This window comes from Paenibacillus bouchesdurhonensis (assembly GCF_900155685.1).
GTDB classification, from domain to species: domain Bacteria; phylum Bacillota; class Bacilli; order Paenibacillales; family Paenibacillaceae; genus Fontibacillus; species Fontibacillus bouchesdurhonensis.
Genome location: NZ_LT732548.1, coordinates 3,197,154 through 3,221,270, shown reverse-complemented (window position 1 = coordinate 3,221,270; position 24,117 = coordinate 3,197,154). Strand labels below are relative to the sequence as shown.

The following is a 24,117-nucleotide window of genomic DNA, read 5'->3' as shown; positions in this document are numbered from 1 at the left end:
GGAGGGCTGAACAGAATGAGTATTGCATTTGAACAGTTGAAAAGAGAGAGAATCATCGCCATTCTCCGACATATCCCGGGGAACCGGGCAGATGGGTTGATCGAGGCCTTGGCTAAAGCGGGAGTAGTGTTTGTAGAAGCGACGTTAAATAGTGAAGGCGCTCTAGCTATGATATCGCGCTGGCGCGAGCGATACGGCGAGCAAATGCGAATTGGGGCAGGCACGGTGCTTGATTTGAATATGGCGAAGGAGGCTGTGTCAGCGGGGGCAGAGTATCTAATAGCCCCGAACTTGGATGAAACGGTTGTAAACTATGCCCGTGAACAATCGATAGACATCTATCCGGGGGCGATGACACCAAGTGAAATCGTCCGGGCCTGGAATGCTGGGGCTACTGCGGTAAAAGTGTTTCCCATGGCTTCATTAGGACTTGCTTATTTGCGTGAGGTTCGTGCGCCGCTTAGTCATATCCCGATGGTTGCGACGGGAGGAGTGCGACTCGATAATATTCATGAGTTCCTTCAAACCGGGGCGGCTGCAGTGGGGCTCGGCGGCAGCATCGTCAATATGTCATTGGTGAAAGAAGGACGATTTGAAGAAATTGAACGCAATGCAGCTGCACTTGTGCAGGCAGCAAAGCTTGCGCGGGAATAAGAGGATTTGCCGCTGTACATAAATGTTGACCGCAGCAAGCTCCTATGGGCACAATCCATAGGAGCTTGCTGTTTTTTTATATTTGGAACGGGTTAGTTAATAGGCCAGCTTACTGTAGCTGTTCGCGGATCATCGTATGCCGTTGCCCAATAATAGTCGCCGGCCAGAACCCGCTGCGGCCAGAACCCGACTTCACCTTCAGCAGCAGGCAAAGCCTCAGAATGAGCGAACATGACGCCGTTTGCATCAGGGGCAAGCTCCACGTATCTACCTCCGTTCATCGTAAAGCGCCCATGTACGCGGGCTATGATTTCTTCCCCTGTCTCGTAGTCGCATACTTTCAATGTTACTTTTGATCGTGTACCGTCACGAACGATATCCATCTCGCTGATTATCATCGGGCGCAGACTGGTTCCTGTGGTGGTCGCCGAGGCCGTTCCCGAAGCGGGGCCGATATTGCCGCTGATATCTTTAGCCGCGACCTTATAATAATATGTTGTATCAGGCAGCAAACCGCGATCCTTATAGGTTAGATTGCGTGATTGGCCAGCAATGTTCGATGTATCGGGCTGGAAATCCGGATCGATGCTTCGATAAATGACGTATTCCTCTACATCGGAATCGTCAAAAGCTCTGCCATAACTAAGATTGATACTCTGATAATCGAAGGGCGCGGCAGCAGGCTCTACGCTGACACTTGTCGGCGGCGTAACGTCCTCCGGTGTTACCGTCCATTTCGTTCCTCCTGGCCCCCAAGCCGATGGCAACCAGCGGATAGAATCATAATGATGCATTGCGATTCCTCCGAAGGCGGGATTGCCGTTAAACCAGGCATACACTTTGTCTAGCTCGCTTTCCATAAATACACGACCTTCCTCGCGGAAGGTGATCGTTTCCGGATCTCCACTGTTGGCGATATCCAGCGTTTCTACCCCGATGACGACGGAATTCGGCTTGCCTATGAGATTCGCATAATTAATTTCACCCTGCGCGTGGGCAATGATTCCGACGCTGCCTTCGGCTGTATCTCGATAATCCATGATCGTAATATAGTCGCTCATATCCTGGATGTGTTCAGACAGCCACTTGGTTTCGCCGTTCCACGTAATATCCTTCGCCGGATCGTTGCTGTCAAACCATCTTGGAATCGCCGGTCCGAAAGGCAGGGCGATGCCGGCAGTATCTCTTCGAGCTACTAACTGTTCCATAATGTCAAGGTACTGAAGCTGTACAGAAGGCTTTTGCAATCTGAAATCAGGCAAAATGTAAGGCTCTATATCTACGTTAACACCATCGAATTGCTCGTGAGGCGAAGAAGATAAATTGTAGTTGATGACTTTCTCCATTTCTCGAATTGCAAGCTCGTGATACGGCGTTAACGATCCGAAATAAGGAGGAACCGTCCCTCCGGCGATACAGGCGTGAACCTTATAACCGTTATCATGAGCCCAAGCCATGAAGTCGCGAACCTTGTCGGTTTCCTCTTCGAGAATATCGACGCCTCCGTAAGGGAATACGCCAAGATAGAAGGTAGTCACCGATTCGGAGTTAAAAGTGCTCGTATCATCGGCGAATGTCTTAAGCGCAATGCGTGAGCCTGGATTAAGGATTAAGTTATAGGCGGCTTTTTCCCAAATCCAAATGGCGCGATCCTGGCGATCCAAGATAATTTCTTGCGGCACAACTTCACCGTTCTTCACATAAGCTGTCAAGCTTCGGCCGATATTGCCGAATACGTCGGTAGCTCTCGCTTCAATGCTCGAGGTTCGATTCAGGGCCGTTTCCGTATCCCAAATATACTCATAATGATCATAGACAGCTTCTGCCACACTCCAAGAGCCGCCGTTAATTCTGACTTCCACGGTTTGAATCGGGTTAATTGCATAGACGGATAATGTAACGGGTATTTGTCCATCGACGTGGGAGCCGTCAAAAGGCCGATCAATATGGACGAGAGGAGGAGAGGCAGGGGGATTATCGATATTAATCCATTTGGTCGAGGTTGTTACTCCGTATCTAGTTTCAGAATTCAGGCCCCGGGCAACGAGGCTGATTTCACCATGATACTGACTTGTATCTAGTTCAGCATGCCACGTGCCCGTCTCGGTTCCGCTCAAATTGTTCATGTGCGTATCCAGTTGCTCACGCCCATTTACGATCAATTTAATATCGTAGATGTTCGTATAGTGACCTGAAATGATCATAATTCCCGGATCGACCTGCTGGCCATCGTTGTGCGAGTCAATCGTAATTTGGGAATCGGCCCACACCGTTGAAGGTTTTGGAAATGGGAAAAGAGGCACAACACCGAGGATGAGCATCATGACCAACCATTTGGACAGTAAAGGGAGAAGGCGCGCTTTCCGGCCGTTATCAGGATATAACATCGTAAATCCCTCTCTTTCCGCGGGATCAACACCGCTGCTATATTCGCAAACGTTTACAACATCATTGTAGCGGCTGAAAAATTAGAAGAGCAACAGCCTTTAATGGACCCAATTTATAGATGGTGAGTTTCTTCATAGCTAAAATTGCTTCCTCATGTAACATGCGACTAAAAAAAGCCCTGCCCATTTCCAGAATGTCGGTCATTCTGAAATCGGAGAGAGCTTGTGATAGATATGCAATTGCATTGCTGTCTTGCTTTACGGCTGACTGCGGTTAGCCAAATCCATCATACCGACCAGATCATGTACGGCAACGCCTGCAAAGGATCGATAGTTTCTACCGAGCTGATCTAAATACAGCAGTTGTACGTTCAAATAATCATATCCTTCCTCAAAGAAGGATACATGATCTCCTTCGGAGGAGTACTTGGTCTCAACACCGGTATATATGCGTTTGTTTAAAGTCTCAGCTTCCTGCAATTCCTGCTTCGCCAGCTCAATAACAGCTGTGGCGCTATCGCGATATGACATTAGTGTAACGGAATCATATTTGGAGATCATCCATGAGCTCAGAGACATTTCCGAGTCATTCGCCGCATACTTATCTAACCAGAAGGGGAGATCAGCAGCGATAGGAAGTCCTAATTTAGCGGACTCTTCAACGAGATATACCACATTGGATTGCCATTGCTTAATGACGTTATTGGTATTGCTTTTCCACTCGGGCAAAAGATAGGGCTCAATGTCTACGTGTACACCTGTAAATTGTTCTTCTTCCGCAGCAGTCAACTGATACTTCCCGATCCATTCCATGAAGCTTGTCAGTTGAGAGCGGTTGGACTCCAGAGCCCAATTTGCCGCTCCGTTCAAGGCATGAACCTGAATGCCGAGCGCATTCGCTTTGGAGACAAAATTTTTGTAATGAGGAATGTCAACCTTTGTACTGATTTGTAAATAGATGAGACGAATGCCTTCTGAAGCTGAGAAAGAGAGAAGCTCATCTGTCTGAGTTTCAATTAATTTAGTGTGCCACAGCCAAGTCGCTTTTGGAAGCTTGCCAGTTGCGCTGGCGTTTATTGTAGATGGGAAACTTATAGTACCGAATAGGACTATGCTGCTAACTAATAAGATGATAAGGCGTCGGAGAGAAGGAATGTAGGGTAAACTCATGATGTCCAGCTCCTTTAATAATAAAATGTTCACAAAAATAGGACTTTGGTAGTGAGAGAGTTGAATTGTTTCATGATATGCTGTTAGTTCCAGGCCCTACCTCCTACATTTCTCTACCACATGGAAATTCCATGAAAATGATGGTTATAATTGTACTATATCACATAATTAAACACTTTTGTCGCATTTTGTCGTAGGACTTTAGGATGAAATTCGATAAAATTCGATTCAAAAACCGATAAAGTGGGTAGTTATTTAAATTTTATTGTTGCGTTTTGTCGAAATAGAATAAGGATAGAATACATAATATAAACATATGGTAAAGAGTCTGTATAACCAAAATGAACTTATTCCTATGGTTATTTATACCGACAAATTGTAAGCGTTTACAAATGAAGCGAGTAGTTTTGGGTGGAAATGTTCATGCAGGATATCGTTTCAAATACATTTGATTGGCTAAACTATTATTAAAATTTTAAATATTAGTCCGCAAATACCTCAAAATAAAGGAGCTGACAATCGTATGAAAATTATCATCACACTGAGTGAGGCGATGGAGAAAGGGATCTGGCAGAAAGTGATGGAGGCATTTGGGCTGGATCAGGATCATGAGGTATGGGAGAAGGAACAGTTCATTTTGACGGAGGAACAGGCCAGAGAGTTTGGGTTGATTCGCTGATCCTAAATATCCGTCCATTAAAAAACGCCGACCCTTAAGGGATCAGCGTTATTTGCATCAAATAAGCAAAACAATAGATTGATTATTTATTATTTATATGTTAAAATGACGGATAGTCAAATGACAGTAAATCATTTTAGGATCGCTTTTATAATAGCATAAAAGCTGGCAATTGTCAAATGAAAAATAGAATCAAGATAAGTTGTATTTCATTTCATGGGTGGGGGTCTGAATCGTGACAGAGGATTTGAAGCTTCATACTGAATCAGAATATACAGATGACCTGACGTTACCGCCAGGTATAAAGATTGATGATCCTGTACGCATGTACTTGAAGGAGATTGGCAGAGTTCCGCTCTTGTCTGCGGAGGAAGAAGTCGCGCTCGCCAAGCGAATAGAGCAGGGAGACGAGGAAGCCAAGCGCAGACTGGCAGAAGCCAATCTGCGTCTCGTCGTTAGTATTGCCCGCCGCTATGTAGGCAGGGGAATGGTGTTCCTCGATTTGATTCAGGAAGGGAACATGGGACTTATAAAAGCTGTCGAAAAATTTGATTTTAAGAAGGGCTTCAAATTTAGTACGTATGCGACTTGGTGGATACGCCAGGCTATTACTAGAGCGATAGCTGACCAGGCCAGAACGATTCGTATTCCGGTTCATATGGTAGAGACTATCAACAAGCTGATCCGCATCTCCCGCCAGCTTCTTCAAGAAATCGGCAGGGAGCCGACTCCAGAGGAAATTGCCAAGGAAATGGAATTGACGCCGGAGAAAGTACGTGAAATTATGAAGATTGCCCAAGAGCCGGTATCATTGGAAACTCCCATAGGGGAAGAGAATGACTCTAACTTAGGCGATTTCATCGAGGATCACGATGCATTGGCTCCAGCGGAAGCTGCAGCGTATGAACTTCTGAAGGAACAGCTCGAAGAAGTGCTGGATACGCTGACTGAGCGGGAGGAGAACGTACTTCGCCTGCGCTTTGGGATGGATGATGGACGTACGCGGACGCTTGAAGAGGTAGGCAAGGAGTTTGGCGTTACCCGGGAACGGATCAGACAAATTGAGGCCAAGGCGCTTCGCAAGCTGAGACATCCAAGCCGCAGCAAACGTTTGAAGGATTTTATGGAATAATAACTTATCGATTTTTATAATCAACGAGGGAGCTTCTACTTGACAGATCATCAAGAGAAGCTCCCCTTTTATTGCTTTAAATATCGTTTGGGCATCGATTTGCGCGGATAGGTCTAATCGTTCGCAGCAACTTGGGCGGTAAAGGCTTCGTGAACAAGTAGCTTCGCTTCACCCCGCGCCGAGGAGGCAGTAATCTGCGCTGTTTTCTATGATGTGGGGAAATGGGAACCCGTGTACCGAACACTTGCATGAACCACTCAATTGGATAAGAGATCGACAAGAAGCCATCGGCAGAGCCGGCGAAGTTGACAGCAGCAGCCCGATTTCCCTTTCGGGTTAACCACACAGATCCCGAGTCGCCAGCTAAGGAGACAGGGCGTTTGCCGCGAATGACGCTTTGATTTTTGAAGGAAATCGTTCCTAGGTTGCCATATGAACCATACCCGACGCGAATATCGGTGTGAATGGATTCTACGCGTCCTGTTGTAACGCCTGTCGTACGTCCGACTTTTTTAAGTCGATCTCCAATCCGGTAAGAGCGCAGATGGCCTGGAACGGCTCCAAATACGGCATAGCGGGTACTGAGGAGTGAGCGCCGCAGCGGCTTAGCCATTGCGGCATCCATGTAGTTGTTTCTTTGCTTGCTCAGCCTTACAAATCGATGAACTTGCCCGACGCGGTCTTTGCTTACAGTACCACCGTCTGCACCACCCGGTTGTAGTGTTAGCGAACAACGCCTGGTATTTTCATTAACGAGTACATGATTATTGCTGAGGATATAACGACTCTTGCCGCAATTGCCCCGGGCTACAATTAATCCTGCTGTTCCAGAGGCAAGCGGGGTGCCGATGCTGTATCCTGCGATGACCGGCCGTATTCTTGTTCTGAACCGATGGCTGTGAGGAATACTGGGACTGCCGTGTTTATGGAAACTGGTAGAGCGTACGATTCGTATGGGCACCCCTGTCTTTCTTTGAAGTCGAACGGGATGCAAGGGCTTCCGTTTTGCGCTTCGTTTACTTGATTTCGCGGTAGCCGCTAAAGCGCTGGCATAAAGGATGATCGCTGCGCCTTTCTTGGGACGATTTGGATCGCATAATCCTATGCCAATGCCGTGTATGCCGCGTCGCTTCAGCAACTGGGCGGATAGCCGTTGTTTGACCTGGTAGGCTTTACGAAAACTAGCCAAAAGTATCACCTTTTCTATCTGTTTCATTCATCATATGCTCAGTTGGGGGATTAGTTTACGTGGATTGACGCCGGCCATGCTATTGATATACAATGTTCTCAACAATTTAATTATCGATGAAGGCGATGGAGTTCGCCATAACCGCCAAAGAGGCTGATGACTCCTACCAGTGCGTATTTGCTATGCGCTGGTAGGAGTTTTTGTTCATTTGGGTATTGCCAGTAAAACTACCGGGAGGATTTAAGTTGAAGCCAAATCAAGAATCACCATCTTGTAATAATAGAAGCACGAATAAAATAAATTGGATGGAAGAAGCAAAGAGCGTTGCCGCTTTCCCCGGTTCATTCTTGAAGTGGATTATTCTTGGCAGCGTGGTCGGATTGCTTACCGGTACCGCCTCTGCAATTTTTCTAATTAGCCTGGATACGGCTACCCAGTGGCGATATGCGCGGCCTTGGCTGTTATGGCTGCTGCCGATCGGGGGAGCGTTGGTCAGTTATATATATATGAAGTGGGGCAAAAGCAGCATCCAAGGCAATAATCTGATCTTGGAGCAAATCCAGAGCGGTGATGGCCGAATACCTCTGCGAATGGCTCCGCTTGTACTATTCGGCACCTTGATGACGCATTTGCTCGGAGGCTCGGCTGGCCGAGAAGGGACTGCCGTACAGATGGGCGGCAGCTTGGCGGATTGGTTCGGCCGGTTTGTCAAGCTGGATGCGATGGATCGCCGAATATTATTGATGTGTGGAGTTAGTGGGGGATTCGGGTCGGTATTTGGAACGCCCCTAGCGGGAACGATGTTCGGCTTGGAGGTAGCCGTGCTCGGCTTAATCAGCTATCGAGCACTCGTTCCCTGCTTCGCTGCGAGCTTCGTAGGGAATTTAGTAGCTACGGAGCTATGGGGAGTGCAGCATCATATTTATGAAATGGGGCAAGTGCCCGCGTTATCCGGGATGGTATTGCTTAAGGTCATCATTGCTTCGATTTTATTCGGATTGACCAGTCTTATGTTTAGTGAGCTGACTCATTATTTAAAAAGAATGTTCACCCGCGTATTTGCAAATCCCGTGTTAAAAAGCGCAGTCGGCGGGTGCCTCATTATCGCTATGGTATATCTCGCAGGAACCCGGGATTATTTGGGTCTTGGCCTGCCATTAATCTCCGATTCCTTTGGGGAAGGCGTGGCGCCCTTCGCCTTTTTAGGGAAGCTGTTGTTCACTTCAGTCACGCTAGGTTCGGGATTTCAGGGGGGAGAGGTGACGCCGTTATTTGCCATTGGTGCCAGCCTCGGGAATGCTCTCTCCGGGTGGCTTCACTTATACGCTCCTTTTCTTGCCGCCCTTGGCTTTATCGCGGTATTCTGCGGGGCAGCCAACACTCCAATCGCATGTTTCATTATGGGGATTGAGCTGTTCGGTTCGGAAGGTGCGCTGTATTTGTTTATCGCCTGTCTAGTCAGCTATGCTTTCTCCGGCCACAGCGGTATTTATAGCTCCCAGCAAATTGGTGTTTCCAAAAGTCGTCTGCTGGATACTCCGCCAGGCACAAGACTTATTAACCGAAGGAGCAGGAGATGAGGAGCAGAATACGACCGTTCAGCACTAGGAAAAAGACATTAGGCGTTTGACTCGCTTTTAAGATAGAATAGAGCTACGGATACGCAGTTTCCTCTATAAATACGCAAATAATTAGACAAGTAGGAATAAGACGAAGATGAAAAAATTCAAAAAGTTTTATATTGAAACGACCAGTATTTGCAATTTGGCCTGCAGCTTTTGCCCGCCGACCGAACGTAAATCGCAATTTATCAAAGTTGAGGATTTCGAGAAGGTGTTGGACGAGGTGAAGCCGCATACGGACTACATTTATTTTCATGTTAAGGGTGAGCCGCTGCTGCATCCCAAAATCGACACCTTGCTGGATTTAAGCCATGAGAAGGGCTTCAAAGTAAACATCACGACGAATGGCACTTTGATTCGAAAAGCTTGGTCGAAAATCATTAATAAGCCTGCGCTGAGACAAATGAATTTTTCTTTGCACAGCTTTGATGGGCATGAAGGTTCGTCGGATCGCGAGGGTTATATTGAGAATATTTTATCCTTTGTGAGAGAAGCGGTCAGCACATCGGATCTGATTGTTTCGTTTCGGCTGTGGAATTTGGATAAAAATAATGAAACCAATTTACAGCGCAGCCGCAACAGAGCTACTTTGGAAATGATCGAGAAGGAATTTGGACTTGATTATCCAATTGAAGAAAGGGTCGTTCCCGGCGGCGGAATCAAGCTCGCAGAACGGGTTTACTTGAACCAGGATCACGAGTTTGATTGGCCGGATTTGAGAGCGGAGGAGGACGATGGCCATGGTTTCTGCCATGCGCTCCGAAATCAAGCCGGCATCCTTGTGGATGGCACTGTCATCCCTTGCTGTCTTGATGGGGAAGGAGTCATTAATCTAGGCAACGTGTATGAGACGCCATTCTCGGAAATTGTTGAGGGCGACCGGGCCAACCGTCTGTATGAAGGCTTCTCGCGTAGAATGGCCGTGGAAGAGCTGTGTCGCAAATGCGGGTACCGCAAGCGGTTTGGCGGAAAATCTTAGCCGTGTAACAAAAAAAGGAGCCGGTCCATCGTAAAGGCGAGAACGCCAGGATGAGAGGATCGGCTCCTTTCGTTACGAGTTTAGCGTAAAAGGCTCGGGGCTATTTCGGGAACGAGCCCCTCCTTCGCTGCGCGGCCAAGCAGGGCAGCAACGGCTGCATACCCGTCTTCGCCCAATGACTCCGTGTATTGGTTCACATAAAGATTAATATGCGCATCGGTCACCTCCGGCGACATCTCCTGCGCATGGCTCATGACGTATTGCCGGGATGCATCGGGATGCGCCCAGGCGTACTGAACCGATTGTTGCGTCCACTGGGCAATGGACACTAGGTCGAGAGAACGCCGGGCAATTATAGCACCTAGTGGAATGGGCAGGCCGGTATCCTCCTCCCACCAGGTTCCAAGGTCGCGCATCAGGCTTAAACCGTAGGTTGGATATGTGAAACGTGCTTCATGGATGACAAGACCTGCGTCCACTTTGCCATCCCTAACGGCCGGCATGATTTGGTCGAAGGGCAGCACGACAATCTCGCCTACTCCGCTAGGTACCGCTTGAGCTGCCCATAGCCGAAACAAAAGGTAGGCGGTGGAGCGCTCACTGGGGACTGCAATGGTTCGTCCGGATAACCGTGCAGGATTAGGTACAGCTGCATTTGCCCCGGAAGCAGCACCGGGTTGTTCTCCAGACGTAAGGACTAGCGGACCGCAGCCGCGGCCGAGTGCCCCGCCACATGGAATTAAGGCATACTCATCAAGTACCCAAGGAAGAGCGGCGTAAGAGATTTTCAATACATCCGGCCCTTTGCCGCTTGCGGCAAGTCCGTTCGTAATATCGATATCTGCGTATGTGATGTCCAGCTCGGGCGCTCCAGGAATGAGGCCATGAGCCCAGGCATGAAATACAAATGTATCATTCGGGCAGGGGGAATAAGCTATCTTCATCATTTCAGAACCTCCGGTAATAGGGAACAGGCTTGCTCCAAGGCTGATAATGCATCGTTGATTTTCCATAGTTCGCGTTGACGCGGGCCAACAGCGTTCGAGATGGCTCTAATTTCAAGCACGGGAAGGCGATGAAGATGGGCTGCAAGCGCTACACCGTAACCTTCCATTGCTTCTGCTGCTGCACCTGGTATGCGCTGGCTTAGTGACTGAGCCGTTGATGCGGTGCCCGTCACGGTGGATAACGTCAGTATGGGCCCGGTGCAGACCGGGAGGCCGGCCCTGACCACGGCTTGCTTCAAGAGGTTGGACAAGGGAGCCTCGGCTTTGATTTGCGAGGAACCGAAGCCGAGCTTGTCCAAGCTAAGGAAGCCTTCCGGCGACTCGGCGCCCAAATCTGCGGCAATGATATCCGTGGCAATCACAATCGAGCCTATTTCCGCTACGCCATCGAATCCGCCTCCAATGCCTGCGCTAATCACCAGATCATAGGCAGCTGCATCAGCGGATGAAGCTAAAATCGTCGTTGTATTGACTGCAGAGGCGATTGGGCCGACGCCTGCCAGGCGCACCTCAAATCCAGTTGCGCCGTCTAAGCCGCGTAGAATCGCTTCCCGCTCTGCCTCAACCGCAGTCATGATAAGTATGCGGGGAGAACGGGAAGTATTGGATATTGTATTATTCTCAAAGTCCATGCTGTTAGCCACTCCTTCGATTGCAACCTAAGTGCTTAACGTTAAATCAGGTGTTGAAGCGACTAAGCACGATGATACGGCTTAGGACGCTCAATTGTAATGCCCAGCTCTTTAGCCGCACTTAATGGCCAATAGGGATTGCGCAGCAGTTCGCGTCCGACAAAGATGAGGTCAGCTCGGCCATTGCCGAGAATTTCTTCAGCCTGCAGGCCGCTGGAAATAAGGCCAACCGCTCCGGTTGCCATCCCGGCGCGATTACGAATCTCGTCAGCCAGGCTGACCTGGTATCCAGGATATACATCTATGGAAGCGGGGACAATTCCGCCCGAACTGCAATCGATCAAGTCGATGCCTTGCTCCTTCATATAGCCAGCGAATTGAATGAATTGCTCCAGCGAATTGCCGTCTTCATGATATTCATTTGCGGAAATACGGACAAATATCGGCCCGCTCCATTCCGTCTTTACCGCCTCAATGATTTCGCGCAGCAGGCGATAACGGTTGTCCGCATTGCCGCCGTATTCGTCGGTACGCTTATTCGCGAGCGGGGAAAGAAATTCGCTAATCAAATAGCCGTGAGCGCCATGGATTTCAATGATGTCGAACCCGGCTTCCCTGGCGCGCCGAGCACCGTCCCGGAAGGAGGCAATAACATCGGTTATATCCTTCTTCGAAGCTTCCTTGGGCATCTTCATTCCTTCAAAAGGAATGGCCGATGGTGCGATAATCGTCTCTTCCAGTTCTGCTTTTCTGCCGGCATGTGCGAGCTGGATCGCCGCTTTAGCCTCATGGTGATGGATAAGCCGAACTATTTCCTGCAATCCTTCGATATGCTCGTCACTCCAAATGCCGAGATCTTGATAGGAGATCCGGCCTTCCGGGGCAATAGCCGTCGCTTCCAGCATGACCAATCCAACCTGTCCGGCCGCCCGGCTAGGATAATGAACCCGATGCCAATCGGTCACTTTACCGTCGCGGTTATAGGAGGAATACATGCACATCGGCGACATAACAATCCGGTTCTTTAAAGTTACATTTTTAATGGTGTAAGGTGAGAACAGTTTTGTATGGCTCATCGGTTAATCTCCTTTATTTGTCTGATTTATTTAAGGGTGAACATGGGAATATCCCTTCTTGGGACTATGTTAGACTATACGGGATACGAAGACAAGTACGCATGAACGAGATTAAGCAGTTGACCCATCGAGTTTTTTCCTGTATGATACTGGTCACAATTGTTCTCTAGGGTTCCGCGGCGAAGTATCCGCCGGCCTGGTCCAAGAGAGGACACGCAGGAAATACCTTGCGACACGGAGGGACAAAAGCCCGGGAGGATATCATTGATCAGATATCTTTCCGGGCTTTTTCCTGTTAAAGGATAGAGAGAAGGAGAGGCGGTTCTATGGATACAAAAATGAATCGTTATTGGGGACTAGTACTGGTAGCCGGATTGTTTGAGATTGGTTGGGTGATTGGCCTAAAGCATTCGCACAATGTCTTGACCTGGACGGCTACAGCTGTCGCCATTTTTGTCAGCATGTATTTGCTTGTGCTATCTACACGTAAGCTTCCGACAGGTACGGCTTATGCTGTATTTACGGGAATCGGCACTTCGGGCACGGTAATATTGGAAATGATCGTATTTGGCGAGCCTTTCAAGCTGGCCAAGCTGCTGTTAATTATGCTCTTAGTTTGTGGAGTGGCGGGGCTAAAGCTGGTAACCACAGAGCAGGACGCGCAGGGAGGACATTAAGATGGCATGGTTTATTCTTGTTTTGGCGGGGATTGGCGAAGTGATCGGGGTAGCTGGCATTAGCCGGATCAACAAGCAGAGAGACTGGCAAGCCTTCGCACTCCTGTTCGGTGGATTTATCATTAGTTTTCTGCTCTTGTCTGTCGCGATGAAAAGTTTGGCGATGGGTACGGCCTACGCAGTCTGGACAGGAATCGGAACCGTCGGCAGCGCGCTGATGGGAATGCTATTTTACGGTGAATCCAAGGACTGGAAACGAATACTGTTCATCGCTATGGTGTTGAGTGCTGCGGTCGGACTTAAATTGATATCCTAGACAATCATCTGTCTGCTAGATGGAAATAACAAAGCGACCATCTCTCCACATAAGGAGGTTCGGTCGCTTTATTTATGCTATATAACAGGTTAGACCCGTTTCGTTGCTTCATTGAACCGCTCTTTGATCCGCTTATTATTTCGCTTCATCGCGGTGCGTTGCTCTCGCAATATTTGCGATGAGCTCTTCTTGGAAGGAGCGAACAGCAGCGCCTCCTTGGGCTGAGTGCCTATAGCTTCGGTAACTTTCCCGTTCTTCGAGACGAATACTCCGGTGCTCACGACTGCATCCCCCCTAGAATCAGCTTGATGAACTCGATCATTAAAGGATTTTTACTAATTATAGCATCGTTTGCGGCTTCTTTGTAGTGGATGAATTTCTTATAATCCCAATTCGGATCAGCTGGAAAATGGAGAGTCAATACAAATTTGCCCGTTCGAATACAATAATAAAACATATTTTTAGCGGCTTTAAAAAAGATCTGCTCCCCATAGTCTTCCATATGATACGTCAGTACATTATAGGAGCTGTGATCGTTCAATTTATAAGAGGAAGTTCCGGTTGCTTCGCCTACTTTGCCTACGAGTCGAAGACATTCTTCCTCCTGCCTATACAAGGTTGCCGCACAGCAGTCCCCATAAAAGCCAATGGTCTCTGCGACATAAGAACCGTAACGGTGCTCGATCCTCCCCCCGCACATCCTTGATTGTATGGCTTCAAGGAAGTCGCTCGCTTCGCGCAATCCGCTAATTTGCATCTGCGGGATGAGACGATATAGCAGTTCAACCGCCTCATCAAACTGGTCGAGTCTTGAGCTGTTCTGTTCAATGGATTGCTCGAGGGGAAGGAGCAGCGCTCCACGGCGCAGCAAGTCGCTAAGGTAAGCTTTCCAATCGATTGGCACGCCCAGTGATAAATCATCGATGTATATTTTGCGGAGAGTGATGTCGTATAAGAAATACCATACATAAGGATCGACGTTTGGAGGAACAGTATGATTATCTTTAAGAGAATCCATAATATGTATAGGGGAGGGAAACTGTTCTTTATTATTGACGTACTGTTCAATGAACTGATCGATGAGCGGCTTGAGCTTGCCGAAAAAAAACGACTTGATCTCCGTGTCTGCAAAAACGAGAATGAGTTTTCCCTGATCATGCGCCTTAATAAACTCCATGTGGGTAATTGTAATTCCTGAAGAATCATGATAGGTACCCGCTTTGCTTCCGAGAAATAATAAATAGATATCGCTCTCCGCAACGGCTTCTAAACATTTCGCAATGGGATCAATATTGGCTGGCCAAGGACCTAGATTCTCTTCCCACATCAGAGGATCATGCCCGAGAGAAGCAAGCTCGCGATAAGCGATAAGGCGGAGCGGTTTTAGACCATCTTCATTGACGGAGCTGATGAATACCTTTGTTCTCGCCACGCCAGCGATCATCCTTTCTTGGATTTTATTCCCATTATAAATGAGTTTGCCGGGAATGAATAGCGTCTAAACAGGAGGAAATGGTTAAGTAATTATTCCTATTGCAATAATTGTTTTAATCATGTAATATGTAAAACAGAGTTACTATTTAAAAGTAAGTTAATTATCAAATGTTAAGGAGAATACAAACAATGAGCCAATTTCTAGATACGATTAAAGTCAGACGCAGTGTATACGGCATTAGTAAAGAAGCGGTTATTTCCGATCAACGTGTGGAGGAACTTGTGGCTGAGGCCGTGCTGCATACTCCTTCGTCCTTTAACTCGCAAAGCGCGCGCGTAGTCGTTCTATTCAATGATGAGCATGATAAGCTTTGGGATCTTACGAAGGAAACGCTGAGAGCAATCGTTCCAGCGGACAGCTTCGGGCCAACAGAAGAGAAGATGGCCGCATTCCGCAGCGGTCGCGGGACGGTGTTGTTTTTCGAGGATCAAGAAGTGATTCAAGGACTTCAAGAGCAATTCGCTCTTTATAAAGATAATTTTCCGGTATGGTCGGAGCAGTCTTCGGGGATGCTGCAATTCGTAGTCTGGACGGCGCTCGCTAACGAAGGAGTTGGCGCTTCACTGCAGCACTATAATCCGCTAATCGATGAGAAGGTGCGCGCAGAATGGAACATTCCTGCATCGTGGAAGCTGGTTGCGCAATTGCCATTTGGTAAACCGGTTGCTGAGCCGGGCGAAAAGCAATTCAGCCCGATCGAAAGCCGTGTAAAAGTATTTAAATAATATCTAAATTGTAAAAAGGGAAGGCATTCTCAGGATGTTTTCCCTTTTTTTTGCGTGCAGTTAACCGCAATCGCAGATCGGTGAAGCTAACCAGATGTCTTTGAAATCCATCCAGCCCAGTCGGTTAATACCGAGTCCGCGAATGGAAGGATGGACGTAGGTGTTGATTGTGTGATGAACAATAAGAACTGGGCTTCCATGATTGCCAGATTGATCTATGCAAGAGCTTTCCGGAATTCTTCAGTGAGTAGGGGAATAACCTCGAACAAGTCGCCAACGATGCCGTAATCGGCTATTTTGAAAATCGGAGCCTCCCGATCTTTATTAATAGCGATGATGATGCGGGAATGGCTCATACCAGCTAAATGCTGAATGGCGCCAGCATGAATTATATAGCATAAGCAGAACGGGGGCGCATGATTGTTACAGCAGAAATGATTCATAGTTCGCGAAAATCCATCTCGACGCAGGCTTTTGCTAGGATGGAGAACGGAGATCTCTGCGCCTTTGGCACGGGGACGTTCCGCGTCATTGAAGGGAATTAGTTCTTTTCTATGGTGACTAGCCTGGATCGATGAATGCGACAGAGCATGGATATGGTCGGTTTTTCTCTTATAAAAGTTAATTAACTTCTTCTAGAATAGCTATTCCACCCGGTCACGGCGGTGTAAGAGCTTAAAGCCCGCAAATACGATGATAAGGAAGAATCCGCTGGTCAGCCCGTCCACTATAGCAGCTTCGTAGTAGATAGAGGGTATGTTCTGCCATAGTCTAGCCGCGGTTAGTCCGGCAAAGAAGACCGCTAAAATCATCAGGATATCGAAGATAGGACGATACCATTTTAAATTTCGTCTCCAATATGTTCTGGAAACGATGACGCTTAGGATAGTCAAAATTCCGATACCGCCCGAAGGGGAACTGTCTGCAAACATCTCTTCCTCAATGTCCCAATGCGGCATCCATAACATGGCGATTAGGAATAAAGCAAATAGGGCTATCGCGAACATCGGCCGGAATATCCGTTGATCATTACTGGATTTCTGCTCGGCTTGACGCTGTTTCATAACGGTGCTCTGCCATTTCGGGATATTGTTATGTCGTCTCGTCTCGATATCGGACAAAAGATCGATAGAGGTTAACGGTGATTTATCCAACTCATGATATCCGCCCAGGAAATCATCCGTAGATGCTTCACTCACATTTTGATACGTATGGAATAAGGGAATGTTATGCCCTCGAAATTTGTCTATCCACTTTGAAAGATCGCTTCTGCTCGCAATGCCAAAGATGCCGTAATTATTATTTCCATACTCGTCTCTCCACTGCATAATGATCTTGGAGCCAACGATATAATAACCCGGAGTCTTGCTCCCTGAAGACATATACCGTGTGGCTCGAGCGATGAGCACCTCTTGCATATGCGGGAAGGGAATTAAATGATCCTCCTCAAACCCCTTCTTAATATCTTTGAAATATGTATAGTAGCCCTCATCTCTAAGCTCGCTGATAAATACGAAATCGGTGTGAAGCTTACTTCCCATGATCATCATTCGCGTCGCCCATATAACGACAACTCCAACGAATAAGCATAGAACTACTCCAAGCCAATCCCCCGAATATATGAAATAGCCTCCAACGACAAAGGCCGCTACACCAATCAGGCCGATAATTGAAATGATGATTTAGTGGACGAATTTGGCCCAATTCGGAATTTGATTCGAGTATTTCAAATCTTCCTTGCTGCGCATTTCTATCATTCAGTGCACCTCCTGGCTATGTAATGATCCTAATTTAAGTTTTAAATGATTTAATACGAGCACTGGTAAGAGTGGTTCCATAAATAACTAAAGATAGGACTATAGTCTTTTTAAACGTAGATGAATTTTTCGAAGCAAGCGGATTAGGAGATGGCTTGACATGATCCACTAAAAGACATATCATTTCCATATACCCCTAGGGGTATGAGATTAATATTGATATATAACTTTAAAGAATCTTAACAATGTTACGATATACTTCTTGCCGGGCGAATAGTTCGAAATAAGCTCCATGCGCGAGGGAGGTGCAGATATGAACACCTTGGGCAAAACCATCCTCATCGTAGAAGATGATGCCAGACTGAGGCAGCTAATTAGAATTGGCTTGGAGAATGAAGGGTATGAAGTATGGGAAGCGGAGAATGGCCTTGCCGGGAAAAATCTGTTCGATCGCTATGACCCCTGCTTCGTCATTACCGATTTAATTATGCCGGAGCTAAGCGGAGAACAATTGACCCGCTGGATTCGTGAGCAGGCGAAGAGCGATGTTCCCATCATTATGCTCTCAGCTATGGCGAATGAGGAAGACCGAATTCGGGGGTTGAAGCTGGGGGCGGATGATTACGTCATGAAGCCATTCAGCCTCCCTGAGCTGATTGTCCGAGTGGAAACCGTTCTGCGAAGAACAGAGCATCGCTGCGCCAAAATCAGCTATCGCGGCATCACATTGAAGCCTCTAAAAAACGAGGCGAAATATGAGGGGCGAACGATTGTCCTGACCCGGCATGAATTCAGGCTGATGTATTATTTAATGCGTCATCCGAATCAGGTGCTGTCCCGCGAGCAAATCTTGAAGGAATTATATCCTCTTGACGAGAAAACCGTTGTGCTCCGTACGGTTGACGTTCACATCGGAAAGCTAAGGGATAAATTGAATTCGGTATCCGCGGATGGGGGGATGATTGAGACGATCCGCGGGATCGGTTATCGGTTTCACGCATTTTAATAAAGCAATCTATGGACAGAGCGGAGGGTATAAAAATCGGAACCATCTCATTTGGCCCGCTGATGTTAAGAGCGGATCTGCTCATTTTTCTGCTGTCGGCAATGATCGGATATATTGTCCTAATGATCAAGCTTCGCGGTAGTGAAGCGGGAGGCTGGATCAAGGACACGTATGTGAACGCTGTTGGAATCGGATTCTTCTTATGGAAATTCAGTATGCTGTTCTTTGATCCGCAAGCAGCCTTGTCCAATCCGCTGTCGCTGCTGTATTTCTCAGGGGGGCAGCGAGGGCTAGGGCTGGGCATTATAGGGGGCGTTGCTTATCTCATTTACAGGAGCTATAGAAGTCGCCCTTACATGATCCCGCTGATTAAGGCAGCAATCCTGGCATACGGCGCTGTACAAGCAGCCAGATTCACGATGCTCTTCTTATGGGAAGGAACGATGGGCTGGGACAATTTGCTTCAAGCCCTTTTGTCTGCGGCTTTAGGAATCGCGGCTTGGCTGAAATTTGAATCCCCGCTAAGATCTTATGTCCCGCTAGCCTTATGGTATAGCCTTGGTTCTGCCATCGCCCCCTTCTTGAACGAGAATCGCCATGTTGTACTGGTTGGATTTTCTCTGGAGCAGCTGTTCTTTGTTCTGGTAGCGGTCTCTTTGCTCTTTCTGGATTCTTTATGGAATAAACGCTGAATATAAAAGTACGCCCAAAAGGAGGAGGTGGAGAGAATTGACTGAAATTACTATATTTATTGCGTTTGCTGCGGGCATGCTGTCTTTTTTATCCCCCTGCGTCTTTCCGCTTATTCCTGCATATGTCACGCAAATGACGGGCGCTATGGCTAAAGGCGGAAAAATCGAAGTAAGCAAGCGGAGACTGCTGCTTCGTTCCGTGAGCTTTATTGCCGGTTTTAGCATTGTATTTATAGTTATGGGCGCATCCGCGAGCTTTGTTGGCCAGTTCTTCGTTCAATGGAGGTCTTTGGCCGAGAAGCTTGGCGGCCTGCTCATTATCGTTTTCGGACTGCAGATGACAGGCTGGCTCAGCTTGAAATTTCTAATGAAGCAGGTTCACTGGAAACGCAGCGAATTATCGAGAAATCGTTCTCTGGACTCCTTTGTGATGGGACTGGCCTTTGGAACGGGCTGGACGCCTTGTGTCGGCTTGGCATTGTCTTCGATATTAATGCTGGCTGGCTCGGCTGATACGATGTTAAGCGGCATGGGCCTGCTTTTTGTATATTCCATAGGGCTTGGAATTCCGTTTATCCTTATCGCGCTGCTGGTCACCTACTCTCTCGGATATGTCAAAAGAGTGAATCGTATTTTGCCTGCACTGTCGAAGGTGAATGGGTGGGTGCTCATCGCGATGGGACTCCTTCTGTATACGGGACAGCTGCAGAAAATCAGCGGATGGCTGTCTAGCTATACGCTTTGGAATATATAAGCATGGGAACATATAATAGGAGGCAGAGAATATAGATGAAGAAAAACTGGATAGCCATCATTGTGCTCCTGGGATTAATCGGCTGGGGAGCCTATGATTACTTCGATAAGGCAGAGGCAAAGAAGCAGAGTCCGGAGGAAGCTGCCGTAGAGGACGCGTCCATTCCGGTCGGCTTGAAGGTCGGCAACCGGGCGCCGAATTTCACCTTGCAAAATCTCGATGGGGAAGAGGTCAAGCTGTCGGATTATCGCGGGAAGACGGTATTGCTTAATTTTTGGGCGAGCTGGTGTCCGCCATGCCGGATTGAAATGCCTCATATGGAGAAGTTCTACACGAAATACGTAGATAAAGATGCGGTTGTGCTCGCTGTCAATATGACACATCTTGAGGATGGCCGGGAGAATGTGAAGGATTTTATCGAGGACTTTGGGTTGACGTTTCCGCATGCGCTTGATATGACTGGCCGCATCACCGATCAGTATCAGGTCATTGCCTATCCAACGACTTATGTGCTTAATGCCAAGGGCGTTATTACGCAAAGATTTCAAGGAGCTATTGATTATAACATGATGAAGGAAGCATATTCGAAGGCAGCGAAGTAGCAGGTGACATCGAAAAGAAAGCAGCAGATCAATAGAGCAGTGGAGGGAAATGATGAACAACGCCGTACCAGCCTTATCGCCGCATTTATATACGCTGTTCAACGGACAGAACTTATCGGAGAAACAGCACGAAGCCTTTATGCTATTAACCGTTACGGAGCAAAACTGGCCGCACACAGCGATGCTGAGTGCAGGCGAAATCATCGCATTAAGCCCGACATTGCTCAGGCTCGGTTTATGGGAAAATACGATGACGACACGCAACATGATCCGTACCGGGCAAGCGACTTTAGTGGCTTTTTATAATGAGACTGCATGCTATATTCAATTGGAACTTTCCAAATTGCCGGATCTTCCAGTTGCAAAGCACCCACGGTCTCGATTTTCCGCTAAGGTAGTCGCCTGTCGGGAGGATAGGGCGAAATACGCCGATATTATTTCCGGCGTGCAAATCCAGCTTAAAGAACCTGTCGAGGTGCTTGCCCGATGGGAGGAAACAATTTTAGAGCTACTTCAAGATTAATAATTGGATTTGATCCAAGTGGACTTCTCCGATAACGTAATCCGCAAACTAGAAGATTATATACGTAAATTATAAGCACTTTGCTGCAGAAATTAGAAAATGGCTTGGAGATGAATCCGGGTCATTTTTTTTCTTTTTATAGAATGGCAAATTATAGCGTAACTTCCTGCAAGAAAACAAGTATAAATATTTGTATCAAAAACCATAAATTGGGGGGTGGCTGAAAGCTTGTCTAGTATTTCAATTTAATGAACGATGATGGGAGGAAAATAATGACTTTGCAGCATCTATGGAAAAGAACTTGGTATGCCGTGATTATGTCGGTAATTCTTGTCGCAAGTTTCCCTGCCGGAGTAGCATTCGCAAATGGACAAGCTCCAAAAATTGCTTGGGAAAGCAATTATGAACCTGGCATAAAAATCTTTGAAGTTTTTGAGACAGATGAAGGTTATACGATGATCGGAACTAAGAACAAAAAGGCAGCTTATTTAGTTAAAAGTGATGCCGATGGGAATACACAATGGGAGAAAGTACTGAATCTTAGAACTAGCAACAATAAAGAAGTAATCATAACAGCAGCGTATTATACGCAGGACGGAGGATATTTACTGGGGGGGACTGTACCCGGTTATCAGTCTTACTATTATGTTGTAAGAACGGACAGTCATGGCGATATTTTATGGGAGAAAGAAGAATACGTTTGGAATTATGTAGAGTTTAACGATATTCGCGAGACGAGTGATGGTGGCGTTATTTATTCTTATAATAAGGACGAATCGTTCGGATACATTGTAAAGTTGAACGCCGCTGGAGATCTTCAGTGGATGAATAGTATGGAAATGTCCAAATTCGATCCCTACGTTTCCATAGAGTCCGTAAGCGAGACTTCGGACGGCGGGTATATTGCCGGTGCATTTCGAGCAGCCACCTATCTCTTGTGGAAATTGGATGCTTCCGGACAATCGAAATGGCTAAATTATCACGGGGATGGCATAGGCTGGGTCGTACCGACAACAGATCATGGATATGCCATTGCAAATCATAATCTTCGGACGAACCAATCTAATTTAATCATTACGGATTGGAATGGGCAAGAGCGTTGGAGCAAGGATTTAGGAGTCAATGGAACGGCACGTTCAATCAGTCGCACGATGGATAACGGATATTTAATCGGTATCTCAAATTCGCTTATTCTGTGTGATGAACAAGGCCATATTTTATGGAAAAAGCCGGTAAGTCAATTAACAAAAGCGCTGCCGACAAAAGACGGCGGAGCCATTTATATTACTTCGTACGAAAATGTTGTGAAACTTGAAGGACAGCCAGCTATTTGAAAATAACTTCAACCAACTGCAACCCCCATAGGAGAAGAGAAATTGCCATGATATTAGCATTGGAGGGAACTTGATGAAATCAATAGTGCCTGCCGCAAAAAGCCGGATTGCAATCACTTGGATAGTTGTTTGCGCTCTCATGTTATGCTGGCCGTCCGCTTTGCATGCGTCTACGTTAGCTGAGAGTGATTCACCTGCTGTAGAATGGGAACGGAATTATAGGAATCAGTTCAAAGTATCTCACATTAGTGAAACAGAACGCGGTTATAACTTGGTCGGAGTGACAAATCAAAGAGCCGTTCATTTTACCCGATTGGACTTATCAGGTCAAATCGAGCAGACTCATTCGTTTTATTTGACGGCGGATAATGGAAAATTGGTAACTATAACGGGCGCCTCCCCCACCCGAGACGGCGGCTATATTTTAAGCGGCACATACCCTGATTTCTATTACTTTGATTTTGTACCTTATATCGCTAAGACGAATGCGGATGGAGAAGTAGAATGGAGTAAAGAATTTACCAAAGATGTAGGGTATTCGAGGCTTTACGAGGTCAAAGAGGATTTGCAGGGTCATTACATTTACGCGATCGCTAATTGGGCTGATCCCATGCCTATTGCCGCGGGAAAGCTCGATTCCCAAGGTCGAACCCTCTGGGAACGGGCGCTTAAAAAGACAGGCCCAATGTTTCCTACTCTATCCATTCAGCATACAGAGAACGGATTATATACCGTAGTTGCAAGTGATGGAAATAAACTGGATATTTGGAATTTGGACGATGCAGGCAATACGACATGGAGTAAAGGCTATGATGAGTTGAGATCGGCGGTAGCCGTACAAATACAGGGTGGCGGCTATGCTATTGCTTCTGTCGATAATAGAGAAGTCTTCCTAACGCTTACGGATCCATTCGGGAATAGACAATGGACTCAGAGCTACGGACTGCAACTTGGAGCAAATTCCGTGGAACAAACAGCCGACGGCGGTTATTTGCTTGCCACAGGCCGAGGCGTAATCAAGACGGATAGAAATGGCGCGATACAGTGGTCCCATTTAAAAGATCAAAATTGGGTGATCCAAACGGTTCAAACTCGGGACGGCGGGCTTATTTATTTAACGGAGAATGGCACCATGACTAAGCTTTCCGCAACACAATCACCAGGCGATACAATTACGGAGCTAGCCTTTGATTCGGACAGCTACAGTTTGCTTGAAGGGCAGACACTGGACACGGTTCTCACGGCCGTTTATGGCGGTGAGAGGGGTGTGCTCACGAAGCTTAATGAAGTTCATTTCACATCGGATGATGAATCGATCGTTACGATCGACTCCCAAGGAAGCATCACCGGTCATAATAAGGGTTCAACGCACATTAGGGCCGAAATCGATGGAGTAAAGGCTGAAGCAGAGGTGTACGTATTTAATACGTATAAAGCTCTGCATCTGGACTCTAGCGAGTACAGTGTTACTGTAGGCGAACCTATAGATGTGGTTGTTACCTACCTGGAAGGAGCGAATCATTCGAATGTGACCAGGGAAAGTGCGTTTAGTACAGGTGATCCTTCCATTGCTATCGTTGATGCGGAGGGGAACCTTCTAGGCTTGAAACGGGGACAAACGACTTTGACAGTGACCTACAACGGACTTGAAGCCACAGTCATTGTTGACGTCTATTAATGCATTAGTGCCATTATGGAGAAGAATGCCG

General features: G+C 47.1%; 25 protein-coding genes, 1 pseudogene and 2 riboswitches. Of the genes and pseudogenes, 16 read left to right on the top strand and 10 right to left on the bottom strand.

Annotation, left to right across the window (positions count from 1 at the left end):
• The first annotated feature begins 15 nt into the window (after positions 1-15).
• Positions 16-654: a bifunctional 4-hydroxy-2-oxoglutarate aldolase/2-dehydro-3-deoxy-phosphogluconate aldolase gene (locus CZ379_RS18485; protein WP_110932966.1), complete on the top strand. Its 639-nt coding sequence runs from the start codon at positions 16-18 to the stop codon at positions 652-654.
• Between the two features lie 92 nt (positions 655-746).
• Here CZ379_RS18485 and CZ379_RS18480 read toward each other — a convergent pair whose 3' ends face one another.
• Both CZ379_RS18480 and CZ379_RS18475 read right to left on the bottom strand, forming a co-directional pair.
• On the bottom strand, positions 747-3,041 hold the full coding sequence (locus CZ379_RS18480; RefSeq protein ID WP_110932965.1) for an Ig-like domain-containing protein: 2,295 nt from the start codon (positions 3,039-3,041) through the stop codon (positions 747-749).
• A gap of 258 nt (positions 3,042-3,299) precedes the next feature.
• Complete coding sequence (locus tag CZ379_RS18475; RefSeq protein WP_110932964.1) at positions 3,300-4,211, bottom strand: hypothetical protein; 912 nt, start codon at positions 4,209-4,211, stop codon at positions 3,300-3,302.
• Between the two features lie 523 nt (positions 4,212-4,734).
• Between CZ379_RS18475 and CZ379_RS26290 the strand changes: the two genes are divergently transcribed.
• The gene (locus tag CZ379_RS26290) at positions 4,735-4,890 is read left to right on the top strand and encodes a hypothetical protein (protein WP_199925676.1); all 156 of its coding nucleotides are present in this window, start codon (positions 4,735-4,737) and stop codon (positions 4,888-4,890) included.
• A gap of 235 nt (positions 4,891-5,125) precedes the next feature.
• Positions 5,126-6,022 carry an RNA polymerase sigma factor RpoD gene (gene rpoD, locus CZ379_RS18470; RefSeq protein ID WP_110932963.1) on the top strand — a complete coding sequence of 299 codons (897 nt, stop codon included), beginning with the start codon at positions 5,126-5,128 and terminating at the stop codon, positions 6,020-6,022.
• Between the two features lie 76 nt (positions 6,023-6,098).
• Here rpoD and CZ379_RS18465 read toward each other — a convergent pair whose 3' ends face one another.
• Positions 6,099-7,220, bottom strand: coding sequence for a chymotrypsin family serine protease (locus CZ379_RS18465; RefSeq protein ID WP_234405066.1), 1,122 nt, complete (start codon positions 7,218-7,220; stop codon positions 6,099-6,101).
• A 103-nt stretch (positions 7,221-7,323) separates the two neighbouring features.
• Positions 7,324-7,384: riboswitch (Fluoride riboswitch) on the top strand.
• 132 nt (positions 7,385-7,516) lie between these two features.
• Here CZ379_RS18465 and CZ379_RS18460 point away from each other — a divergent pair.
• Entirely contained in the window at positions 7,517-8,791 is a 1,275-nt protein-coding gene (locus CZ379_RS18460; RefSeq protein WP_110934450.1) for a voltage-gated chloride channel family protein, read from the top strand.
• 136 nt (positions 8,792-8,927) lie between these two features.
• Positions 8,928-9,812 carry a radical SAM/SPASM domain-containing protein gene (locus CZ379_RS18455; protein ID WP_110932961.1) on the top strand — a complete coding sequence of 295 codons (885 nt, stop codon included), beginning with the start codon at positions 8,928-8,930 and terminating at the stop codon, positions 9,810-9,812.
• Between the two features lie 80 nt (positions 9,813-9,892).
• On the opposite strand, the gene CZ379_RS18450 is transcribed toward CZ379_RS18455, so the two are convergent.
• The 3 genes from CZ379_RS18450 to namA form a co-directional block, all read right to left on the bottom strand.
• The gene (locus CZ379_RS18450; protein ID WP_110934449.1) at positions 9,893-10,756 is read right to left on the bottom strand and encodes a 1,4-dihydroxy-6-naphtoate synthase; all 864 of its coding nucleotides are present in this window, start codon (positions 10,754-10,756) and stop codon (positions 9,893-9,895) included.
• Positions 10,756-11,451, bottom strand: a complete 696-nt coding sequence (locus CZ379_RS18445) for a futalosine hydrolase (RefSeq protein WP_110932960.1) — start codon at positions 11,449-11,451, stop codon at positions 10,756-10,758. Before CZ379_RS18445 ends, CZ379_RS18450 begins: the two co-directional genes overlap by 1 nt.
• A 62-nt stretch (positions 11,452-11,513) precedes the next feature.
• A complete protein-coding gene (gene namA, locus CZ379_RS18440; protein WP_110932959.1) occupies positions 11,514-12,527 on the bottom strand; it encodes an NADPH dehydrogenase NamA in 1,014 nt (337 codons plus the stop codon).
• A 155-nt stretch (positions 12,528-12,682) separates the two neighbouring features.
• Positions 12,683-12,786: riboswitch (guanidine-I (ykkC/yxkD leader) on the top strand.
• Positions 12,787-12,853: 67 nt separating this feature from the next.
• Here namA and CZ379_RS18435 point away from each other — a divergent pair.
• Both CZ379_RS18435 and CZ379_RS18430 read left to right on the top strand, forming a co-directional pair.
• The gene (locus CZ379_RS18435) at positions 12,854-13,204 is read left to right on the top strand and encodes a DMT family transporter (protein WP_110932958.1); all 351 of its coding nucleotides are present in this window, start codon (positions 12,854-12,856) and stop codon (positions 13,202-13,204) included.
• Position 13,205: 1 nt separating this feature from the next.
• Entirely contained in the window at positions 13,206-13,520 is a 315-nt protein-coding gene (locus CZ379_RS18430; RefSeq protein ID WP_110932957.1) for a DMT family transporter, read from the top strand.
• Positions 13,521-13,609: 89 nt separating this feature from the next.
• Here the strand turns inward: CZ379_RS18430 and CZ379_RS18425 are convergent, their stop codons facing one another.
• Both CZ379_RS18425 and CZ379_RS18420 read right to left on the bottom strand, forming a co-directional pair.
• Complete coding sequence (locus CZ379_RS18425) at positions 13,610-13,801, bottom strand: hypothetical protein (protein ID WP_110932956.1); 192 nt, start codon at positions 13,799-13,801, stop codon at positions 13,610-13,612.
• The gene (locus CZ379_RS18420) at positions 13,798-14,952 is read right to left on the bottom strand and encodes a DUF4062 domain-containing protein (protein WP_199925675.1); all 1,155 of its coding nucleotides are present in this window, start codon (positions 14,950-14,952) and stop codon (positions 13,798-13,800) included. The genes CZ379_RS18425 and CZ379_RS18420 overlap by 4 nt, the downstream gene beginning before the upstream one ends.
• Positions 14,953-15,143: 191 nt before the next feature.
• Here CZ379_RS18420 and CZ379_RS18415 point away from each other — a divergent pair, with 191 nt between their 5' ends.
• The gene (locus CZ379_RS18415; protein WP_110932954.1) at positions 15,144-15,740 is read left to right on the top strand and encodes a nitroreductase family protein; all 597 of its coding nucleotides are present in this window, start codon (positions 15,144-15,146) and stop codon (positions 15,738-15,740) included.
• Positions 15,741-15,955: 215 nt separating this feature from the next.
• Here CZ379_RS18415 and CZ379_RS18410 read toward each other — a convergent pair.
• Positions 15,956-16,123, bottom strand: a pseudogene (locus CZ379_RS18410) (electron transfer flavoprotein subunit alpha/FixB family protein); the annotation flags it as partial.
• Between the two features lie 33 nt (positions 16,124-16,156).
• Between CZ379_RS18410 and CZ379_RS26990 the strand changes: the two are divergent.
• Positions 16,157-16,285, top strand: coding sequence for a hotdog family protein (locus CZ379_RS26990; protein ID WP_267890526.1), 129 nt, complete (start codon positions 16,157-16,159; stop codon positions 16,283-16,285).
• A 99-nt stretch (positions 16,286-16,384) separates the two neighbouring features.
• On the opposite strand, the gene CZ379_RS18400 is transcribed toward CZ379_RS26990, so the two are convergent.
• Entirely contained in the window at positions 16,385-17,287 is a 903-nt protein-coding gene (locus tag CZ379_RS18400) for a hypothetical protein (protein WP_110932953.1), read from the bottom strand.
• Positions 17,288-17,810: 523 nt separating this feature from the next.
• Between CZ379_RS18400 and CZ379_RS18395 the strand changes: the two genes are divergently transcribed.
• The 7 genes from CZ379_RS18395 to CZ379_RS18365 all read left to right on the top strand — a co-directional run bounded on the left by CZ379_RS18395 (position 17,811) and on the right by CZ379_RS18365 (position 24,086).
• Positions 17,811-18,503, top strand: coding sequence for a response regulator transcription factor (locus CZ379_RS18395; RefSeq protein ID WP_110932952.1), 693 nt, complete (start codon positions 17,811-17,813; stop codon positions 18,501-18,503).
• Between the two features lie 11 nt (positions 18,504-18,514).
• Positions 18,515-19,195, top strand: a complete 681-nt coding sequence (locus CZ379_RS18390) for a hypothetical protein (protein WP_110932951.1) — start codon at positions 18,515-18,517, stop codon at positions 19,193-19,195.
• Between the two features lie 37 nt (positions 19,196-19,232).
• The gene (locus CZ379_RS18385; protein WP_199925673.1) at positions 19,233-19,949 is read left to right on the top strand and encodes a cytochrome c biogenesis CcdA family protein; all 717 of its coding nucleotides are present in this window, start codon (positions 19,233-19,235) and stop codon (positions 19,947-19,949) included.
• A 35-nt stretch (positions 19,950-19,984) separates the two neighbouring features.
• Positions 19,985-20,551, top strand: coding sequence for a peroxiredoxin family protein (locus CZ379_RS18380; RefSeq protein WP_110932950.1), 567 nt, complete (start codon positions 19,985-19,987; stop codon positions 20,549-20,551).
• A gap of 52 nt (positions 20,552-20,603) precedes the next feature.
• A complete protein-coding gene (locus CZ379_RS18375) occupies positions 20,604-21,074 on the top strand; it encodes a hypothetical protein (RefSeq protein ID WP_110932949.1) in 471 nt (156 codons plus the stop codon).
• 272 nt (positions 21,075-21,346) lie between these two features.
• Positions 21,347-22,408 (top strand): PQQ-binding-like beta-propeller repeat protein, encoded by a 1,062-nt coding sequence (locus CZ379_RS18370; RefSeq protein ID WP_199925672.1) that lies wholly within the window; start codon positions 21,347-21,349, stop codon positions 22,406-22,408.
• A gap of 73 nt (positions 22,409-22,481) precedes the next feature.
• Positions 22,482-24,086, top strand: a complete 1,605-nt coding sequence (locus tag CZ379_RS18365; RefSeq protein ID WP_110932947.1) for an Ig-like domain-containing protein — start codon at positions 22,482-22,484, stop codon at positions 24,084-24,086.
• Positions 24,087-24,117: the final 31 nt, after the last annotated feature.

Bases quoted from the DNA above. Each gene is read 5' to 3' on its own strand.
- CZ379_RS18485 (WP_110932966.1), top strand. From the start codon at position 16: ATGAGTATTGCATTTGAACAGTTGAAAAGAGAGAGAATCATCGCCATT.
- CZ379_RS18480 (WP_110932965.1), bottom strand. From the start codon at position 3,041: ATGTTATATCCTGATAACGGCCGGAAAGCGCGCCTTCTCCCTTTACTG.
- CZ379_RS18475 (WP_110932964.1), bottom strand. From the start codon at position 4,211: ATGAGTTTACCCTACATTCCTTCTCTCCGACGCCTTATCATCTTATTA.
- CZ379_RS26290 (WP_199925676.1), top strand. From the start codon at position 4,735: ATGAAAATTATCATCACACTGAGTGAGGCGATGGAGAAAGGGATCTGG.
- CZ379_RS18460 (WP_110934450.1), top strand. From the start codon at position 7,517: ATGGAAGAAGCAAAGAGCGTTGCCGCTTTCCCCGGTTCATTCTTGAAG.
- CZ379_RS18455 (WP_110932961.1), top strand. From the start codon at position 8,928: ATGAAAAAATTCAAAAAGTTTTATATTGAAACGACCAGTATTTGCAAT.
- CZ379_RS18450 (WP_110934449.1), bottom strand. From the start codon at position 10,756: ATGAAGATAGCTTATTCCCCCTGCCCGAATGATACATTTGTATTTCAT.
- CZ379_RS18445 (WP_110932960.1), bottom strand. From the start codon at position 11,451: ATGGACTTTGAGAATAATACAATATCCAATACTTCCCGTTCTCCCCGC.
- namA (WP_110932959.1), bottom strand. From the start codon at position 12,527: ATGAGCCATACAAAACTGTTCTCACCTTACACCATTAAAAATGTAACT.
- CZ379_RS18435 (WP_110932958.1), top strand. From the start codon at position 12,854: ATGGATACAAAAATGAATCGTTATTGGGGACTAGTACTGGTAGCCGGA.
- CZ379_RS18430 (WP_110932957.1), top strand. From the start codon at position 13,206: ATGGCATGGTTTATTCTTGTTTTGGCGGGGATTGGCGAAGTGATCGGG.
- CZ379_RS18415 (WP_110932954.1), top strand. From the start codon at position 15,144: ATGAGCCAATTTCTAGATACGATTAAAGTCAGACGCAGTGTATACGGC.
- CZ379_RS26990 (WP_267890526.1), top strand. From the start codon at position 16,157: ATGATTGTTACAGCAGAAATGATTCATAGTTCGCGAAAATCCATCTCG.
- CZ379_RS18400 (WP_110932953.1), bottom strand. From the start codon at position 17,287: ATGATCATGGGAAGTAAGCTTCACACCGATTTCGTATTTATCAGCGAG.
- CZ379_RS18395 (WP_110932952.1), top strand. From the start codon at position 17,811: ATGAACACCTTGGGCAAAACCATCCTCATCGTAGAAGATGATGCCAGA.
- CZ379_RS18390 (WP_110932951.1), top strand. From the start codon at position 18,515: ATGGACAGAGCGGAGGGTATAAAAATCGGAACCATCTCATTTGGCCCG.
- CZ379_RS18380 (WP_110932950.1), top strand. From the start codon at position 19,985: ATGAAGAAAAACTGGATAGCCATCATTGTGCTCCTGGGATTAATCGGC.
- CZ379_RS18375 (WP_110932949.1), top strand. From the start codon at position 20,604: ATGAACAACGCCGTACCAGCCTTATCGCCGCATTTATATACGCTGTTC.
- CZ379_RS18370 (WP_199925672.1), top strand. From the start codon at position 21,347: ATGACTTTGCAGCATCTATGGAAAAGAACTTGGTATGCCGTGATTATG.
- CZ379_RS18365 (WP_110932947.1), top strand. From the start codon at position 22,482: ATGAAATCAATAGTGCCTGCCGCAAAAAGCCGGATTGCAATCACTTGG.